General features: G+C 67.3%; 17 protein-coding genes. 5 read left to right on the forward strand and 12 right to left on the reverse strand.

The window, feature by feature from the left end:
- Positions 1 to 13 precede the first annotated feature (13 nt).
- Positions 14 to 2,281 (forward strand): RelA/SpoT family protein, encoded by a 2,268-nt coding sequence (locus QM470_RS04915; protein WP_283338417.1) that lies wholly within the window; start codon positions 14 to 16, stop codon positions 2,279 to 2,281.
- 126 nt (positions 2,282 to 2,407) lie between these two features.
- On the forward strand, positions 2,408 to 4,210 hold the full coding sequence (locus QM470_RS04920; RefSeq protein ID WP_283338418.1) for a phospholipase D family protein: 1,803 nt from the start codon (positions 2,408 to 2,410) through the stop codon (positions 4,208 to 4,210).
- 77 nt (positions 4,211 to 4,287) lie between these two features.
- Here the strand turns inward: QM470_RS04920 and QM470_RS04925 are convergent, their stop codons facing one another.
- The gene (locus tag QM470_RS04925) at positions 4,288 to 5,328 is read right to left on the reverse strand and encodes a tRNA dihydrouridine synthase (RefSeq protein ID WP_283338419.1); all 1,041 of its coding nucleotides are present in this window, start codon (positions 5,326 to 5,328) and stop codon (positions 4,288 to 4,290) included.
- 189 nt (positions 5,329 to 5,517) lie between these two features.
- Between QM470_RS04925 and QM470_RS04930 the strand changes: the two genes are divergently transcribed.
- Positions 5,518 to 6,072 (forward strand): hypothetical protein, encoded by a 555-nt coding sequence (locus QM470_RS04930; protein ID WP_218333614.1) that lies wholly within the window; start codon positions 5,518 to 5,520, stop codon positions 6,070 to 6,072.
- Positions 6,073 to 6,204: 132 nt separating this feature from the next.
- Here the strand turns inward: QM470_RS04930 and QM470_RS04935 are convergent, their stop codons facing one another.
- The 6 genes from QM470_RS04935 to moaE all read right to left on the reverse strand — a co-directional run bounded on the left by QM470_RS04935 (position 6,205) and on the right by moaE (position 13,727).
- Positions 6,205 to 7,380, reverse strand: a complete 1,176-nt coding sequence (locus QM470_RS04935; RefSeq protein WP_066536960.1) for a methyltransferase — start codon at positions 7,378 to 7,380, stop codon at positions 6,205 to 6,207.
- Between the two features lie 40 nt (positions 7,381 to 7,420).
- Positions 7,421 to 7,942, reverse strand: a complete 522-nt coding sequence (locus QM470_RS04940) for a GNAT family N-acetyltransferase (RefSeq protein WP_066536963.1) — start codon at positions 7,940 to 7,942, stop codon at positions 7,421 to 7,423.
- Between the two features lie 310 nt (positions 7,943 to 8,252).
- Positions 8,253 to 9,689 (reverse strand): coniferyl aldehyde dehydrogenase, encoded by a 1,437-nt coding sequence (locus QM470_RS04945; protein WP_283338420.1) that lies wholly within the window; start codon positions 9,687 to 9,689, stop codon positions 8,253 to 8,255.
- 124 nt (positions 9,690 to 9,813) lie between these two features.
- Complete coding sequence (locus tag QM470_RS04950) at positions 9,814 to 10,179, reverse strand: hypothetical protein (RefSeq protein ID WP_283338421.1); 366 nt, start codon at positions 10,177 to 10,179, stop codon at positions 9,814 to 9,816.
- A gap of 35 nt (positions 10,180 to 10,214) precedes the next feature.
- Positions 10,215 to 12,830, reverse strand: a complete 2,616-nt coding sequence (gene clpB, locus QM470_RS04955) for an ATP-dependent chaperone ClpB (protein WP_283338422.1) — start codon at positions 12,828 to 12,830, stop codon at positions 10,215 to 10,217.
- A gap of 402 nt (positions 12,831 to 13,232) precedes the next feature.
- Positions 13,233 to 13,727, reverse strand: a complete 495-nt coding sequence (gene moaE / locus QM470_RS04960) for a molybdopterin synthase catalytic subunit MoaE (RefSeq protein ID WP_283338423.1) — start codon at positions 13,725 to 13,727, stop codon at positions 13,233 to 13,235.
- 118 nt (positions 13,728 to 13,845) lie between these two features.
- On the opposite strand from moaE, the gene QM470_RS04965 reads away from it, so the two are divergent.
- A complete protein-coding gene (locus QM470_RS04965; RefSeq protein ID WP_066536971.1) occupies positions 13,846 to 14,100 on the forward strand; it encodes a hypothetical protein in 255 nt (84 codons plus the stop codon).
- 19 nt (positions 14,101 to 14,119) lie between these two features.
- Positions 14,120 to 14,446 (forward strand): hypothetical protein, encoded by a 327-nt coding sequence (locus tag QM470_RS04970; RefSeq protein WP_066536974.1) that lies wholly within the window; start codon positions 14,120 to 14,122, stop codon positions 14,444 to 14,446.
- Between the two features lie 55 nt (positions 14,447 to 14,501).
- Here QM470_RS04970 and QM470_RS04975 read toward each other — a convergent pair whose 3' ends face one another.
- The 5 genes from QM470_RS04975 to moaD form a co-directional block, all read right to left on the reverse strand.
- The gene (locus QM470_RS04975; RefSeq protein ID WP_283338424.1) at positions 14,502 to 15,008 is read right to left on the reverse strand and encodes a hypothetical protein; all 507 of its coding nucleotides are present in this window, start codon (positions 15,006 to 15,008) and stop codon (positions 14,502 to 14,504) included.
- The gene (locus QM470_RS04980; protein ID WP_283338425.1) at positions 15,005 to 15,424 is read right to left on the reverse strand and encodes a winged helix DNA-binding protein; all 420 of its coding nucleotides are present in this window, start codon (positions 15,422 to 15,424) and stop codon (positions 15,005 to 15,007) included. The genes QM470_RS04975 and QM470_RS04980 overlap by 4 nt, the downstream gene beginning before the upstream one ends.
- Positions 15,421 to 15,807, reverse strand: coding sequence for a GIY-YIG nuclease family protein (locus QM470_RS04985; RefSeq protein WP_283338426.1), 387 nt, complete (start codon positions 15,805 to 15,807; stop codon positions 15,421 to 15,423). The genes QM470_RS04980 and QM470_RS04985 overlap by 4 nt, the downstream gene beginning before the upstream one ends.
- 205 nt (positions 15,808 to 16,012) lie before the next feature.
- Positions 16,013 to 16,354 carry a recombinase family protein gene (locus tag QM470_RS04990; RefSeq protein WP_283338427.1) on the reverse strand — a complete coding sequence of 114 codons (342 nt, stop codon included), beginning with the start codon at positions 16,352 to 16,354 and terminating at the stop codon, positions 16,013 to 16,015.
- Positions 16,355 to 16,364: 10 nt separating this feature from the next.
- Positions 16,365 to 16,616, reverse strand: coding sequence for a molybdopterin converting factor subunit 1 (moaD, locus tag QM470_RS04995; protein WP_283338428.1), 252 nt, complete (start codon positions 16,614 to 16,616; stop codon positions 16,365 to 16,367).
- Position 16,617: the final 1 nt, after the last annotated feature.

Here is a 16,617-nt window from a genome sequence, read left to right on the forward strand (position 1 = left end):
ATACATTTGAGACATGAACGCGGCCCTACCTACGTCTGATGCTACTGATCCTGCCATTGCCCGCTCCGCACTCCCGGACGGCGGCAAGCGCACTGCTGCGGAGGTCTCGGCTGCCCATTTCGACCAGTTGCTGAGCCAGCTGCAGTACCTGGACCCGGCCAGCATCGCCCAGGTCACCGAAGCGTGGCGTTATGCCGACATGGCCCACACCGGCCAGTGGCGCAGCAGCGGCGACCCCTACATCACCCACCCGATTGCCGTCACCGGCATCTGCGCCAACTGGAAGCTCGATGCGCCCGCCCTGATGGCCGCGCTGCTGCACGACTCCATGGAGGACTGCGGCATCACCAAGGACGACCTCACCGAGCGCTTTGGCGAAGCGGTGGCGGAACTGGTCGATGGGCTGACCAAGCTGGACAAGCTGCAGTTCAACACCCGCGAAGAGAACCAGGCCGAGTCCTTCCGCAAGATGCTGCTGGCCATGGCGCGCGATGTGCGCGTCATCCTGATCAAGCTGGCCGACCGCACCCACAATATGCGCACCATGGGCGACATGCCCCGCAGCAAGTGGGGCCGCATCTCGTCGGAAACGCTGGAAATCTACGCCCCCATCGCCCACCGGCTGGGGCTGAACCAGACCTACCGCGAACTGCAGGACCTGGCCTTCCGCCACCTGCACCCCTGGCGCTACGACACGCTGGACAAGGCGATTGCCAAGTCCCGTGCCCGCCGCCGCGATCTGGTCCAGCGCGTGCAGGGGGAAATCGACAGCGCCTTTGCCCGCATGGGCATCCACGCCCGGCTGATGGGGCGTGAAAGCACGCTGTATTCGCTCTACCAGAAGATGATCCGCCACAACCTGACGTTTGCGCAGGTCACGGACATCTATGGTTTTCGCATCGTCGTGCCCACGGTCATTGACTGCTACACCGCGCTGGGCGTGCTGCACCAGCTCTACAAGCCGGTGCCCAGCAAGTTCAAGGACCATATCGCGATTGCCAAGAACAATGGCTACCAGTCGCTGCACACCACGCTGGTTGGCCCCTCGGGCGTGAGCGTGGAATTCCAGATCCGCACCGAGCAGATGCACATCGTGGCCGAGGCCGGTGTGGCCGCGCACTGGCTGTACAAGGCCCAGGCCGGCGAGGATGCCCACCTGAACACCAAGTGGCTGCAGTCGCTGCTGGACATCCAGAACGAGAACAGCGATGCCACCGAGTTCTGGGACCATGTCAAGGTGGACCTGTTCCCGGACTCCATCTATGTGTTCACGCCCAAGAGCAAGATCCTGGCCATGCCGCGCGGCGCCACCGTGGTCGACTTTGCCTATGCCATCCACAGCAACATCGGCAACCATGTGACGGCCGCCCTGGTCAACGGCGAATACGTGGCACTGCGCACCGAACTCAAGAGCGGCGACGTGGTGGAAGTCATCACCTCGGACGACGCCACGCCCAACCCGGCCTGGCTGGGCTTTGTCAAGACCGGGCGCGCCCGCTCCAAGATCCGCCACCACCTGAAGAACACGGCCCAGTCCGAATCGGTGGAACTGGGTGAAAAGCTGCTGAACCAGTCACTGCGCCAGGCCGGCATTGCCGCCACCCCCGATGGCTCCGAAGCCAACCAGGCGCTGTGGGACGAGGTGCTGCGCAAGACCGGCAGCCGCAGCCGGGCGGAGCTGATGGCCGACATCGGCATGGGCCGGCGCATCTCCAGCCTGGTGGCCTCGCACATCCTGGCCCAGCTCTCCAACCATGGCCAGCGCCCCGATGCGCTGCTGCTGACCCAGTCACGCTTCACCGCCAAGGACAAGCTCAGCCAGGGCACCGTGGTGCTGGACAGCCCCAACACCTCATCCATACGCTATGCGCCCTGCTGCCGACCGGTGCCCGGCGACCCCATCGTGGGCTACCTGGGCCATGGCGACGGCCTGGTGGTGCACCATGCCGGCTGCGCCAATGCCAAACGCCTGCAGGCCAGGGATGCCGAACGCTTCATCGCCGTGGAATGGGGCGAGGAAAGCCAGCAGCACCTGTTCGAGAGCGGCATCGTCGTCACCATCAAGAACAGCAAGGGTGTGCTGGCCCGGGTGGCGGGCGAGCTGTCGGCGCTGAATGTGGACATCCGCCATGTGGACATGGACGACGAAGCGGCCATGGAGACCACCGACCTGCGCTTCATCATCTCGGTCCACAACCTGGACCAGCTGGACAGCGCACTGCGCAATCTGCGCCGCATCCCCACCGTGGTGCGTGCCGTGCGCATCTTCCCGCAGGAATAAACGACCGACTCCGGCAGCCGCATCCCCCGGGGTGCGGCTTTTTCATGGGCGCGGCATGCACGTGCACCGCCGTGGGTCGTCCCGCGTCCGACAGCGTGCCGGCATGCAGAACTGGTACCCTGGCGCATGACCGTTCGGACCGCTCTGCCCGCCCCTGGCCTGCCCCTCCTGTCCTGGCACCGCTGGACCTGTGCCCTGCTGCTGTGCCTGGGCAGTCTGTGGCTCGCAGGCTGCGCCCAGCTGCCCCAGCAGGTGCAGCGCACCCCCTCCAGCGCGCTGGCACAGCCGGAAGTCACCCCCCTGGGCCAGCTGCTGGCCCGGCAGCGCCAGCAGGCCGGCACGCCCTACCATTCGGCCTTTGTGCTGCTGGGCGGGGCCGAAGCGGCCTACACCAGCCGCCTGGCCCTGGTGCAGGCGGCGCAGAAGACGCTGGATATCCAGTACTACGCCATCCATGCCGATGCCAGCACCGCCCGGCTGCTGGAGGAAGTGGCCCGTGCCGCCGCCCGCGGTGTGCGGGTGCGCATGCTGCTGGACGACTTCCACAGCGCCGGCAAGGACGCCCAGGTCATGCGCATGGCCTTTGTCCCCGGCGTGGAAATGCGCATGTTCAACCCGGTGATGGGCGCGCGCAGCTCGCCGCCACTGCGCGCCCTGAGCACGCTGACCGATTTCAGCCGCGCCCAGCAGCGCATGCACAACAAGCTGTTCCTGGCGGACAACATGGTGGGCATTGCCGGCGGACGCAACCTGGGCGACGCCTATTTCGACGGCCTGGACAGCGACAACTTCATCGACCTGGACATCATGGCCGGCGGCGCCGTGGTGCGCCTGCTCTCGCGCAGCTTTGACACCTACTGGAACGACCCCCGTGCCTACCCGGTGGAATCGCTGCTGAGCCTGACCGAACTGGATGCCATGCTCAGCCCCGCGCAGCACGCCCGGCTGCAGCACCGCGCCAGCCCGCCCAGTCCGGCCGATGAAGCCCAGGCCTTCACCCAGCAGCAGCTCCTGCTGCTACCGCCCATGGACCTGGCCACCATGGCCTGGATCTGGGCCCCCGGCGTGGTGCTGGCCGACCGTCCCACCAAGGTGGCCCTGCCCGACGACAGTGCGCCGTCCCCGGACGAAGACAGCCCCGCACCGCCGGAGGACGAGGACGACAGCTCCCTGCTGGCCGGCCTGCCTTCGGCCGCCAGCGGCACACGCCCCGCCCTCCCCCGTGCGCCCACCGCCAACCAGAAGGCCCTGGGCCGGGTGCTGGCCCCGGTCGATGCCCAGGACAGCGTGGTCGATGGTCTGCTGGCCCTGGTGGACAGGGCGCGCAGCCAGTTGCTGATCGTCTCGCCCTATTTCGTGCCCGGCGCGGACATGAAGGCCGCTTTCCGCCGTGCCGTGCAGCGCGGCGTGCAGGTGCGCATCCTGACCAATTCGCTGGCCTCCAACGATGCCCCGCTGGCCCATGCCGGCTATGCGCGCCACCGCCAGGAGCTGCTGGACATGGGTGTGCAGCTGTATGAGCTGCGCAGCGTCCAGCCCGGCAGCCGCAGCACGCTGCGCAGCTCGGCCGGGCAGATCAGCGGCTCCAGCGGCCAGTCGCGCGCCATGCTCCACACCAAGCTGATGGTGATGGACGGGCAGTTGACCGTGGTGGGATCGATGAACCTGGATATGCGCTCCCAGCTGCAGAACACCGAAATCGCGCTGCTGGTGGCCTCCCGCAAGCTGTCGGCCGAGGCCGCGCACAACATCGAGGAAAGCCTGGACGAATCGGCTTGGCATGTCACCCTGGAGGGCGGCAAACGCCTGCTGTGGCGTGCACCCAGCGGCAGCGACTGGGGCGACCAGACCAGCGAACCCGATGCCAGTCTGCCGCTGCGCATGCTGATCCGCCTGATTGGCCCGCTGGCCCCCGACCACCTGCTGTAAGCCCCGCCGCCACGGGCGGCAGTGGAACAGGTGGAGCAGATCGGAACAGGCACCGCTGCGTGCGCCCCGCTCCTCTCTTACCGGTCGATGACGTGCGGCAGGCTGGCCGGGTCGCTGAGGGCCCAGTCCACCCCGTGGCGCGCATGCTGGGCACGGATCCAGTCGCCCACCACCTGCTGGTTGGTCATCACGCGCACGGTCTGAAAGGCCTCTTCGGCCTCGGGGTAGCGGCGGCGCATCAGGTTCAGCCACTGTTTCAGGCGCCCGGCACGCTGGCCGGGGTTCAGGTCACGGCACACCAGGTCCCAGAAACGCTGCAGGCGCGGCAGCATCTGCGCCCAGGACACGAAGGGCGGCTGTGCGGAAGGTACGACATCGGCCTGGGGCACGCCGCCGGCCACGGCCGCGCGCAGCGCCCAGGCCAGCCCGGGGTCGGCCACGCTGCCGCGCCCCAGCATCAGATCGCTGCAGCCCGATTGTTCGCGGCAGCGCAGCGCATCCTGCACGGTCCAGATCTCGCCGTTGGCAATCACCGGCACCTGCACTGCCTGCTGGATCTGCGGAATCAGCTCCCAGTAGGCCGGCGGGCGGTAGCCATCCAGCTTGGTGCGGGCATGGACCACGATCTCGCAGGCCCCGCTCTCCGCCATGGCCTGGGCACATTCGCGCATCAGCCCCCGGTCATGGAAGCCCAGGCGCATCTTGGCCGACACCGGCAGCGCCGCCGGCACGGCATGGCGCACCGCGGTCACCAGCCGGGCAATCGCTTCCGGGTCCTGCAGCATCGAAGCCCCGCCCCCATGGCGGTTCACGGTCTTGGCCGGGCAGCCGAAATTCAGGTCGATGCCCTCGGGGTTCAGGCGGCACAGATTGGCCGCGTTCTCGGCCATGCTGACCGGGTCCGAACCCAGCAGCTGCGCCCGCACCGGCACGCCCGCCAGCGTGCGGCTGCCGTTGAGCAGCTCGGGCATATAGCCCAGAAACACCCGGTCGGGCAGCAGCGAGCCACTGACGCGGATGAATTCCGACACACAGCGGTCCACGCCGCCCACCTGGGTCAGCACATCGCGCAGCACAAAGTCCAGCAGCCCTTCCATCGGGGCCAGCAACAGTTTCATGGGGTCATCCAGGCGGGTCTGGGCCTGGTCACATATTCAAGTCAAATCGGCAGATGGCGCCCCGCACCGGAGCGCAGGCGGCGGTGCTCTCTGGTGAAGCAACGCCGCCCGGAGACCACTATTGTCCCCAACCTCCCTGCTGGCTGCAGGGGTCATGGCTTTGTCATGCGGCGGTGCTGCAATCGGGCCATGTCCCACAGCCCTCCTTGTCTGGTGCTGCGCACCCCGCTGGCCGCCCAGGCACTGGCCGGCCGGGCTGCGTTCACGCTGCGCCAGCGATCGGTACTGCTGATGGCCGAAGGCACACCCCGCCCGGTGCTGGAAGCCCTGTTCCACGGCCAGGGCGCGGCCCTGGTGCAGGAACTGCTGGCCGCCGGTTATCTGACCGAGACCCCACCCGCACCCGAAGGCCCGGCGCTGAGTGCCCCGGTGCGTCTGGCCCGTTTGCGCGCCCAGTTGCTGGAGCTGTGCGAGCGCCTGCTGCACGAGCAGGAATGCGATCTGGCGCCGCAGCTACGCCAGCTGCTGCTGCAGGCCCCCGACCTGCCCAGCCTGCGCCTGGCCTGCGCGCGCTGGATGCAGACCCTGGTGCGCCAGGGGGGCGCACGCCGCATCCACTGCCTGCGCACCCAGCTGGCGGTGCTGCTGGCACCGCCGCCGATGGCTGAAGGCATGGAGGGGATGGAAAGTGCGGACGAAGCCGCTGCCGGCCCGGGTCTGCCGCCGTCACTGCAGCTTGCGTAGTGACCAGGGCCCTACTGGGCACCGGCATCGGCTCTGGACGCGCTGGAGCACGGCTCCTGCAGCCGCCCGGCTGCAAAGGGACGGGGACCGACGGGTACGCCGCCGTGCATCCGCACGGGCGGCGCTACGCCCTTACTGGGCCACCAGGCGCCACAGCGAGGTGACTTCCTGCGCCCGGGCGCTGTGCAGCGCATCGTGGGCATCCTGGACCTTGCCATGGTGGGGGCGGGTGTCCAGCTTGCCGGCGACGGCAAGACCGGCCTCGGCAATCCAGGTTTCGAGCTGTGCACGGCTGCGCAGGCCCAGATGCTCGGCCAGATCGGAGAGGATCAGCCAGCCTTCACCCTGCGGCGCCAGATGGGCGCGCAGCCCTTGCAGAAAACCGCGCAGCATGCGGCTGTCGGGGTCGTAGACCGACTGCTCCAGCGTGGTCGTGGCCTTGCCCGGCAGCCAGGGCGGGTTGCAGACGATCAGGCCGGCCTTCCCTTCGGGGAACAGGTCGCAGGTCTGCAGATCCACCTGGTCGCTCAGCCCCATGCGGCGGAAGTTGTCCTTGGCGCAGGAGATGGCACGAGGCGACAGGTCGGTGGCCACCACGCGCTGCACGCCACGCTGCAACAGCAGCGCCGACAGCACACCGGTTCCCACGCCAATGTCGAAAGCCAGGGCTTCGCCGGCTTCCGGCAGCGGGGCTTCGGCCACCAGATCCAGGTACTCGCCCCGCACCGGAGAGAACACACCGTAGTGCGCATGCACACGGACATCGTCCCCCAGCAAAGGCATGGGCACGCCTTTCTTGCGCCACTCGTGCGCGGCGACCACCCCCAGCAATTCCCGCAAGGCCACCACACGCGGGCCCTTGAGGACGGCAGCCGCCCCCCAGGCTTCGTTGAAGGCCAGCCGCCAATCGGGCGCACGGCGCAGCGAGATGACGTAGTCGGGCTGCACCACCACCAGCAGGCTGTTCAGCACGCGTGCGCGCTGGGCCTGGGACTGGCGGTACAGGTGAAAGGCATGGGGAAAGGTGGGCGCATCGGCCTGGGCTCCGGCCTGGCGCCGCTGGTGCCGGGCCTTGGCAGACTCGGCACGCACCGGCTTGTCCAGACGGCGCTTGAGCGCGTCCAGCAGGTGACGGGCATTCTGGAAGTCGCCCTGCCACAGCAGGGAAGTGCCTTCACAGGCCAGGCGATAGGCGGTGTCCGCGGGCAGACTGTCGTCCACCACCTGCAGCCGGCGCGGTGCCGGGGCACCGCTTTCGCTGTGCCATGCTGCCTGGAAATCCTTGCCCTGGTGTTGCCATTGCAGCATGGGGTGCACTTTCTGGGCTGAACAGCCCGCAAACGAAGATTTAGCTCAAGGCGCGCTTGAGGCGCACTTCCTCGATCTTGACACCACCGACGACCGCGGTCTTGGCCGTGGTCATCTCGCGCTTGAAGCCGGCGGACTCGTGAAAGCGCAGAGCGCGTTCATTGCGCAGCGGCACCCAGCAGGTGACGTTGGTGCAGCCTTCTTCGACCAGACCGTCACGGGCGGCATCCCACAGGGCCACGCCCACGCCTTGGTCCCAATGGGTCGGGGCCGCGTAGATGGCCCAGATCTCACCGGTGGTCTGGCGCGACTTCTCGTCACGGGAACGGTCAAAACCGACAAAGCCCACGATCTTGTCGCCATCAATGGCAACCTGCACCTGGGGCTCACAATATTCAATGGCCTCGCGCCAATAGGCCTGGCGCTTCTCTACCGACGACATGGCCTTCAATTGGTCGTCTGGCACGATACCTCGGTAAACCTCCTGGGCGGACGAAGTGTGAATCTGTGCGATGGCCTTCGCATCGCGAAGCGTAGCGGGACGGACCTGGTAACTGGACATGGAAAACGAAACGAAAACAGCAGTTGAAAAACGAAAGGTCGCAATTGTCTGTGAAACGCTCGGCAGACGCACGCCCTAATGCTGTAGCCATTTGCACCAGTACGGCTGTAGGGCCCTTCTTGCCGTGGTATAGCGGATGTGATAGCGCCTGCTTCAGCCCCACAGCCCGCTGGCCTGCCATGGGCCTTGCAGCCGCGGAATCACGGTGCGCGCCCCGGAAGACAGCCGCCGCCCCCACCCTGGGCCGTGCGCTGGCGCCGCGAATCGGCGCGGCGGAACGCCCGCCACACTGCGGCGGGCGCTGCGTGCTTCAGACCCAGCGGCGCAGCAGGGCCATGATCTTGTCGAAGCGGGCGCCATAGGGCGGATACAGCCACTGTACGGCCGACCAGCGCCCCTGCAGACACACCGCCTTCTGGTGCGAAAAGCGCAGGAACCCCTGCTCGCCATGGTAGGCGCCCCAGCCGCTGTCTCCCACGCCGCCAAAAGGCAGATTGTCATGGGCCACATGCAGCAGGGTGTCATTCACCGTGACACCGCCGCTCACGGTGCGGCGCAGCACGGTGTCGCGCGCCTTCTCGTCCTTGCCAAACCAGTACAGCGCCAGCGGGCGCGGCCCGGCATTGATGGCGGCAATGGCATCGTCCAGCCGGTCATAGGGCACCACCGGCAGGATGGGACCGAAGATCTCCTCCTGCATCAGCGTCATCGTGGGCTGCACATTCCACACCAGGGTGGGCAGCATCTGGCGCTGCGCGGCATCCCCCCAGCCGGGGGCCGCCGCCTGCTGGCCCTGGGCAGGGTCGATCACCTGCACCTGGGCTCCCAGGCTCTGGGCCTGCTGCAGCAGATTGCGCAGCCGCACTAGGTGGCGCTGGTGGATGATGGAGGCGTAATCCGGATTGCCAACGATGCGCGGGAACAGCTGCGCCACCGCCTGGCGGTAGGCCTGCTCGAAAGCGGCCTCCTGGCCCCGGGGCAGCAGCACGTAGTCGGGCGCAATACAGGTCTGGCCGGCATTGAGCAGCTTGCCATGGGCCACGCGCAGCGCCGCCTGCGCCATGTCGCAGTCGGACGCCAGGATGCAGGGCGATTTGCCCCCCAGCTCCAGGGTCGTCGGCGTCAGGTGCACGGCCGCCGCCTGGGCCACGCGCCGGCCCACGGCCGTGGAACCGGTGAACATCAGATGGTCGAAATGCAGGCCGGCAAACTGGCTGGACAGATAGCTGTCGCCCTGGACCACGCAGAACTCGTCCGGAGCAAAGTACTGCTCGACCGCCGCCGCCAGCTGGGCCGCCGTGTGCGGCGCCAGTTCGCTGGGTTTGAGCATCACGCGGTTGCCCGCCGCCAGCGCGGTGATGGCCGGGCCGAGCGACAGCTGCAGCGGGTAGTTCCAGGGGGCAATGATGCCCACCACCCCCAGCGGCTGGCGCTCGATGCGCGCGCGCGCCGGCAGCAGATGCAGCGGTGTCCAGACGTGGCGGGGGCGCATCCAGCGCTCCAGCCTGCGCAGTGCCTGCTTGAGCTGGGAGCGCAGCACCAGCAGGTCGGCAAACTCGGTCAGCTGCGGCGAACGGATACCGAAGTCGGCCTGTACGGCAGCGGTGAGCACGGGGCCGTGCTCGTCCAGCATGCGCTGCACGCGCAGCAAGCGCTCTTTGCGCAACATGGCCGGCACTTCCAGGTGCTGGCGGCTGGCCAGGTATTGCAGGTCGAAAGCCTGCTGCAGGGGAGAAACTGGGTTCATGCGCGGGCGTGCATCCTGTGAAACCACCGCGTGCCGGTGGGAGTCCCTGTCGCGGCCAGCCATGCTGGCCCTCTCTGTCGCCAAAGCCCACCGGCGCCATGGCACCGGGGGAAGCTACAGGATATCAGCGCACTTCGCGCGGCTGCACGTCGGTGATGTCGCGTGCCGCACTGGCCAGCACGCCGCTGCGCTTGCTGTCGGCAGCGTGGGTGCTGTCCGCGGCGTCATGGGCCGCACCGCCGGCCGCACCGGCCATGGTGCTGGCCCAGCCGCTGCTGCGGTACATGCCCCAGGAGGCGCCGGGGCGCATCGTGGGCATGACCCAGGGCATCACCGGGCGGCCGGTGAGCCGCGCCCACAGCGCACGGGCGCCCCAGACCAGGGCCAGCAGGCTGGCGACCGCAAGCAGACACAGAAAGAACACCGCACCTGCCGCAAGGAGGAAGATGCGGACCGCCCAGCGGGCTGCCGTGTGTGCGAAATCGTTCAAAACATCACCTTTCATGTGTGCCGGCGGGCTTCAGCTCAGCTGCCCATGGGGACAGCTTGCGTGAACTGGAACACGCCGGGCGCCTGCACCGGATCCACCGCCACCTCGATGACGCTCTTGGGCGGGAACTTGCCTTCGAGCAGCAGCCTGGACAGCGGATTTTCGATGCGTTGCTGGATGGCCCGCTTGAGCGGACGGGCACCGAAGACCGGGTCAAACCCCACTTTAGCCAGTTCCGCCAAAGCCTGCTCCGAGACCTGCATTTGCAGTTCCATCTTCTCCAGACGGCCTTCGAGCAGGCGCAGCTGGATCCGGGCAATGGCTTCGATGTTCTTGGCATCCAGTCCGTGGAAGACCACGGTTTCGTCGATGCGGTTCAAGAATTCGGGTCGGAAATTGGTTTTAAGTTCCCCCCACACCGCTTCCTTGATGTCCTCGGCATCCTGGCCGACCATGCTCTGGATCAGCAGCGAGCCGATGTTGCTGGTCATCACGATCACTGTGTTCTTGAAGTCCACCGTGCGGCCCTGGCCGTCCGTGAGGCGGCCATCGTCCAGCACCTGCAGCAGCACGTTGAACACGTCGGGGTGGGCTTTTTCCACCTCATCGAGCAGCACCACGCTATAGGGTTTGCGGCGCACGGCTTCCGTCAGGTAGCCGCCCTCCTCATAGCCCACATAGCCGGGGGGCGCGCCAATCAGGCGTGCCACGCTGTGCTTTTCCATGAATTCGCTCATGTCGATGCGAATCAGGTGCTCCTGGCTGTCGAACAGGAAACCGGCCAGCGCCTTGCACAGCTCGGTCTTGCCGACGCCGGTGGGGCCCAGGAACAGGAAGCTGCCCAGCGGCCGGTTCGGGTCCGACAGGCCCGAGCGGGAGCGGCGAATGGCATTGGACACGGCCGAGATCGCCTCGTCCTGGCCCACCACACGCTCGTGCAGCTTGGCCTCCATGTGCAACAGTTTGTCTTTCTCGCCCTGCATCATCTTGGCCACCGGGATGCCGGTGGCGCGGCTGACGACTTCGGCGATCTCTTCCGCACCGACCTGGGTGCGCAGCAGACGGTGCTTGGGCGCAGCGCCCGCGCCGCCATCGGCCTCGCTGGCCTGAACTTCCTTGAGCTTCTTTTCCAGCTCGGGGAGCTTGCCGTATTGCAGCTCGGCCACCTTGTTGAAGTCGCCCTTGCGCTTGAGCTCGTCGATCTGGATGCGGATCTGGTCCACTTCCTTGCGCAGCTGCTCGGAGCCCTGGGCGCTGGCCTTTTCGCTCTTCCAGACTTCTTCCAGATCGGCGTACTCGCGCTCCAGGCTCTCGAGCTCTTCCTCGATCAAGGCCAGGCGCTTTTGCGACGCCTCGTCCTTTTCCTTCTTCATGGCCTCGCGCTCGATCTTGAGCTGGATCATGCGGCGCTCGAGCTTGTCCATCTCCTCGGGCTTGGAGTCGATTTCGATCTTGATCTTGGCCGCGGCCTCGTCGATCAGGTCGATGGCCTTGTCGGGCAGGAAACGGTCGGTGATGTAGCGGTTGCTCAGTTCGGCGGCCGCCACGATCGCAGGGTCGGTGATGTCCACGCCGTGGTGGGCCTCATAGCGCACCTGCAGACCGCGCAGGATGGCGATGGTGTCTTCCACCGAGGGCTCTTCCACCAGCACCTTCTGGAAACGGCGCTCCAGCGCGGCATCCTTTTCGATGTACTTGCGGTATTCGTCCAGCGTGGTGGCGCCGATGCAGTGCAGCTCGCCCCGCGCCAGTGCGGGCTTGAGCATGTTGCCGGCGTCCATGGCGCCTTCGGCCTTGCCGGCCCCCACCATGGTGTGGATTTCGTCGATGAACAGAATGATGCGCCCTTCTTCCTTGGCCACTTCATTCAGCACGGATTTCAGGCGCTCTTCGAACTCGCCGCGGTACTTGGCACCGGCCAGCAGGCCGGCCATGTCCAGCACCAGCACGCGCTTTTCTTTCAGCGTCTCGGGCACTTCACCTTCGACGATGCGCTGGGCCAGACCTTCCACGATGGCGGTCTTGCCCACGCCGGGCTCGCCGATCAGCACCGGGTTGTTCTTGCTGCGGCGCTGCAGCACCTGGATGGCACGGCGGATTTCATCGTCACGGCCGATCACCGGATCCAGCTTGCCCAGGCGGGCACGCTCGGTCAGGTCCAGGGTGTATTTCTTCAGCGCTTCCCGCTGGCCTTCGGCTTCGGGACTGTCCACCTTCTGTCCGCCGCGCACGGCCTCGATGGCGGTTTCCATGCTCCGGCGGGACAGGCCGCTTTCCTTGGCCAGCCGGGCGGCCTGCACATCGCTGTCGGCCAGCGCCAGCAGGAACAGTTCGCTGGCGATGAACTGGTCGCCGCGCTTGATGGATTCCTTCTCCGTGGCCTGCAGCAGCTTGATCAGGTCGGAATTGGGTTGCACTTCCGCACCGCTGTCGCCGGTGGGCAGCGCCTTGATGGCGTTTTCCACGGCCGTCTGCATGGCGCCGACTTTGGCGCCGGCACGCTCGAGCAGCGCCTTGGGGCCGTCCTGCTGGCGCAGCATGGCTGCCAACAGATGCAGGGGATCGATACGGTTGTGGTCGTTGCCGAGTGCCAGGGTTTGGGCATCGGCCAGGGCTTCTTGGAATTTGGTGGTGAGCTTGTCGATACGCATGGTTGCAAAGCTTTCTCAACAGCAAAGTATTAGGACTGCATTCCACGTGGGGACATTTCAGCCGCCTTCAAGGCGCCTGTCCCGCTCGGCCCGGCGAACGCCTGACCTGGATCAAGCCCGCCGCACCTGGGTCCACCCCCACCGGACTGCACTGTGCCGGGCCTGTGCGCCATTGTCTGTCAGCCAAAAGAGCGGTCTGCCGGCGCGCCACGCGGTCCAACCCATCTTAAGGGCGGGACCACGCCCCGCCCACTGCTCCCGATGCAGGAACTGCCTGCCTGCATGCACCCTGGGTTTGACGCATTGTCATGCGCCACCACCGGGCAGCATGGGCGGCAACAGCTATCGACCTCGGAGCATGGCCCGCATCCTGCCGGCAGACAGCTGGCGCGGGTGCGGCCGTCAGGTCCAGCGGGCCAGGGCCTGTTCGTCGCTGACCCGCGCATCCACCCAGCGGGCGCCTTCGGCCGTCTGCTCTTTCTTCCAGAACGGCGCTTCGGACTTGAGGTAGTCCATGATGAACTCGCAGGCCTGGAAAGCCATGCCCCGGTGGGCCGAGGTGACGGCCACCAGCACGATCTGGTCCATGGGCGCGAGCGGACCGACGCGGTGGATGACCTTGGCCGCATGGATACCGAAGCGCGCCACCGCACGGTCGATGATGGCTTCGATGCTTTTTTCGGTCATGCCCGGGTAGTGCTCCAGCTCCATGGCCGAGACGGCATCGCCGGCATTGCGGTCGCGCACCGTCCCCACAAAGCTGCACACCGCACCCACGCCAGCGTCGCCCGCCCGCAGGGCGGCGACTTCGGCGCCCAGGTCGAAGTCCTGGGTCTGGATGACCACGCGCGCAGCAGGCGGGTGCGCGGTCAGGGGGGCGGTGCGGGCAGAGGACATGGCTCCGATTGTCGCAGCAGCCCCGGCCGCAATTCCACCCCGGCTGCATGCCCCACCGGCACGCGGTAGCATTGCCGCCCCGGGGCGCTGCTCCGTTGCCCTCCTTGAGTCGACCCGTATGGCCACCGAAACCATCCACACGCTGGAGTACATGCTCTACCCCTCGCCGCGCAATGAGCACCGCATCATCTTTGAGCACCAGAGCTTTGTGCCGCACATGTACACGCTGATCCACCTGCCCGACTACGGCTTCCGCGGCAAGGCCACGCTGTTTTCGGCCCAGCGCAAGAGCGACGGCAAGCAGGGCCAGTTGGTGACCTGCGAGCTGGCCGAGGATCTGGTGCGCTTTGAGCGCCTGTTCGAACCCGATTGAGCCCCGGATTCCGATTGCCATGGACGACACCAGCCAAATCCAGCCCCCCGACAGCTTTGCCGCGCTGTTCCGCAGCCGCGCCGGCGTGCTCAAGACGCCCATCGCCGAAGTGGTGGCCCGCTATGAGCTGTGCGAAGACCTGGCCTGCCACCTAGTGGAACAGGCGCAGACGCTGTACTACAGCGGCAATTCCAGCGAAGAAGGCGTGCTGCTGGGCTTTCACGCGGGCCTGAGCGACGAAGGCTCGGTGGTCAGCCCAGCCGAGGCCGGCTGGGTGGTCCAGCGCCTGGCCGAGCTGCTGGAGTGGCGTGCACCGCAGCTGCCGCCCCCGGTGGCCGCCGCCTGAGCGATCCGGCACGGGCTGCTGCCCAGAGGGCGGCCCAAGGCAGCCCTGGCATGGTTCACCCCATCCCCGCGGAGGCTCGCAGACGCTGCCACGCCAGCCCCCGCCAGACCGGCGTGCCATAGGCGGCCACCAGATCGTGCCCGGCTGCAGCCCATCCGGGATCGGCCGGATTCACGCCCAGCGCCTCGATGAAAGGCGCCTGCACAATGAAGCACTGGCGCCGGTAAGGCAGCAAAAAGCCTTCGCCCTGCTGCTGCAGCACGGTCTGTGCCTGCACATAGCTGCTGAACCACAGGTTCAGCAGCATCCCGGTACGCGGCGCATGCCAGAAGCTGCCCATGTCATCCCCGGGCAAAGCCAGGCCGGACAGCACGCGGCGCGCGTGCTCCCAGTCGGTAAAGCCCTGCCCGCGGGCCACCTCATGCAAGGCATCGCGCAAGCGCTCCGCACCGGCCAGCCCTTCGCGGCGCGCCCGGTTCAGCCGCACACGGGCACGCACCTTGAGTTCGTCCACCAGGGCCTGCTCCGCCAGCGTGTGCGGCGCCGTGTCCCGCATCGTCATCGCGCCCCCCGCACCGCAAGGGCCAGCTGCTCCAGCAGCGGCAGGCAGACAGCGACACGGTCGGCCTCGACGCTCGGAGCCTGCAAGGCGCGGGCATAGGCAGCTTCCACCGTCTGCCGCGCCTCCACCAGCAACTGGCGGCCCGCCGGGCGCAGCCGCACCCGTCCGTCCACACGCTCGAGCAGACCGGTCTTCTCCATGGGCAGCACCTGGCGCAGAGTGGGCACCGCGGGTTGCAGCAGTGCACGGGCCAAGGCCGGCAGGGCCAGGCCCTGAGTGGCCTCCAGGGCCTGCAGCAGGTGGTAGTCCCCCAGGCTCAGCCCATGCCAGTCGCCCAGGCGTTCGTCCAGACGCTGTTGCAGTACGGCATGGGCACGGTGCAAGGCGGCACCAAAGTACAGTGCGGTCGCGCTCATGGCTGGCCTCCAGGGGCGCACGCAGCGGCCTGCAGCTCGGGCTGCAGTTCTGCCCGCCACAGCGCCAGCAAGGCCTGCAGTTCGGCCTCGTAATCAAAATCCGGATCGACGCGCTCTTTCACACGGTCCAGCACCGCAAAGGAAAAGGCCTCTGCCCCGTGGCGGGCCCAGGCCTGGGCCAGTGCGGCATCGCGCGCGGTGCCGTGGGCCAGTTCAAACCGCAGGCGATTGAGCGTGCCATCCACATTGCGGCTGGCGCCCAGGCGCAGCAGCCCTGCGGCTTCGCAGCGCACGGCATAAATGCCCAACGGGGGGGAAATTTGCTTGTAGTCCTGCACCCGCGCGCGCCGCGCCTGGGAGGAAAGCAGAAGAGAAACTGTCATGACAGGGCTCCAGGTTGCATGCACAGCCCCCCGCGCTGGGCCCGTACGGCAACCATGTCTGTCAGAACATGCAATGCGTCAAAACAGGGGTGAGAGCCTCTTGTGCGGGCAGGCGCCCCCTTGGCACCTGGAACGCAGATTGTAGAGCCCCACCGCGAAAGCTGCAGCAGCAGGCGCCGGCTCCCGCGCGCCCTCCCCGCGTGCCTTACTTCGCGCTGGATTCCGCCGCCGCCCAGTCGGCATAGCGGTTCAGAATGCGCTGCACCTGCCCATGGGTCCAGGGGCCGCCCTTGGCGGCGGCAATGCCGCGCTCGTTCAGCACCTCGGCCATCTTGCGGTGGGTCAGGCCCTGGGCCACCAGATCGGCAAACAGGGCCGCATGCTGGCGGGCAAAGGCATCGGCCGCGCTTTTGCGCTTTTCCACGGTGGCGCGGATGTTGTCGGCACCGGCCTTGCCCAGCTGCACGCCGCGTGCCTTGGCTTCGCTCAGGGCCAGCCGCGTGCGGGCACTGATGGCAGCGTCCACGTCCTTGGGGGTCTCGCTCATGTGCAAGCTCTCAACCGCCGGTCACCGGCGGGAAGAAAGCCACTTCATCGCCGGCTTTCAGTGGCGCATCGGCGCCGCACATGTCTTGGTTCAAGGCCATGCGCACGGCTTTGCCGTGGGCCAGGGCCTGGGCAGCGGCAGGGCTGCGGGCCACCAGTTCGTCGCGCAGCGCGCCCACGGTGGCGGCAGCGGTGTCCAGCGCTTCGCTGCCGCTGCCCATGGCTTCGCGGATGGACGCAAAGTAGCGCACGGTGATATTCATG

Source organism: Comamonas sp. 17RB (assembly GCF_030056555.1).
Taxonomy (GTDB): Bacteria; Pseudomonadota; Gammaproteobacteria; order Burkholderiales; family Burkholderiaceae_C; genus Comamonas; species Comamonas terrigena.

Bases quoted from the DNA above. Each gene is read 5' to 3' on its own strand.
- QM470_RS04915 (WP_283338417.1), top strand. From the start codon at position 14: ATGAACGCGGCCCTACCTACGTCTGATGCTACTGATCCTGCCATTGCC.
- QM470_RS04920 (WP_283338418.1), top strand. From the start codon at position 2,408: ATGACCGTTCGGACCGCTCTGCCCGCCCCTGGCCTGCCCCTCCTGTCC.
- QM470_RS04925 (WP_283338419.1), bottom strand. From the start codon at position 5,328: ATGAAACTGTTGCTGGCCCCGATGGAAGGGCTGCTGGACTTTGTGCTG.
- QM470_RS04930 (WP_218333614.1), top strand. From the start codon at position 5,518: ATGTCCCACAGCCCTCCTTGTCTGGTGCTGCGCACCCCGCTGGCCGCC.
- QM470_RS04935 (WP_066536960.1), bottom strand. From the start codon at position 7,380: ATGCTGCAATGGCAACACCAGGGCAAGGATTTCCAGGCAGCATGGCAC.
- QM470_RS04940 (WP_066536963.1), bottom strand. From the start codon at position 7,942: ATGTCCAGTTACCAGGTCCGTCCCGCTACGCTTCGCGATGCGAAGGCC.
- QM470_RS04945 (WP_283338420.1), bottom strand. From the start codon at position 9,689: ATGAACCCAGTTTCTCCCCTGCAGCAGGCTTTCGACCTGCAATACCTG.
- clpB (WP_283338422.1), bottom strand. From the start codon at position 12,830: ATGCGTATCGACAAGCTCACCACCAAATTCCAAGAAGCCCTGGCCGAT.
- moaE (WP_283338423.1), bottom strand. From the start codon at position 13,727: ATGTCCTCTGCCCGCACCGCCCCCCTGACCGCGCACCCGCCTGCTGCG.
- QM470_RS04965 (WP_066536971.1), top strand. From the start codon at position 13,846: ATGGCCACCGAAACCATCCACACGCTGGAGTACATGCTCTACCCCTCG.
- QM470_RS04970 (WP_066536974.1), top strand. From the start codon at position 14,120: ATGGACGACACCAGCCAAATCCAGCCCCCCGACAGCTTTGCCGCGCTG.
- QM470_RS04975 (WP_283338424.1), bottom strand. From the start codon at position 15,008: ATGACGATGCGGGACACGGCGCCGCACACGCTGGCGGAGCAGGCCCTG.
- QM470_RS04980 (WP_283338425.1), bottom strand. From the start codon at position 15,424: ATGAGCGCGACCGCACTGTACTTTGGTGCCGCCTTGCACCGTGCCCAT.
- QM470_RS04985 (WP_283338426.1), bottom strand. From the start codon at position 15,807: ATGACAGTTTCTCTTCTGCTTTCCTCCCAGGCGCGGCGCGCGCGGGTG.
- QM470_RS04990 (WP_283338427.1), bottom strand. From the start codon at position 16,354: ATGAGCGAGACCCCCAAGGACGTGGACGCTGCCATCAGTGCCCGCACG.
- moaD (WP_283338428.1), bottom strand. From the start codon at position 16,616: ATGAATATCACCGTGCGCTACTTTGCGTCCATCCGCGAAGCCATGGGC.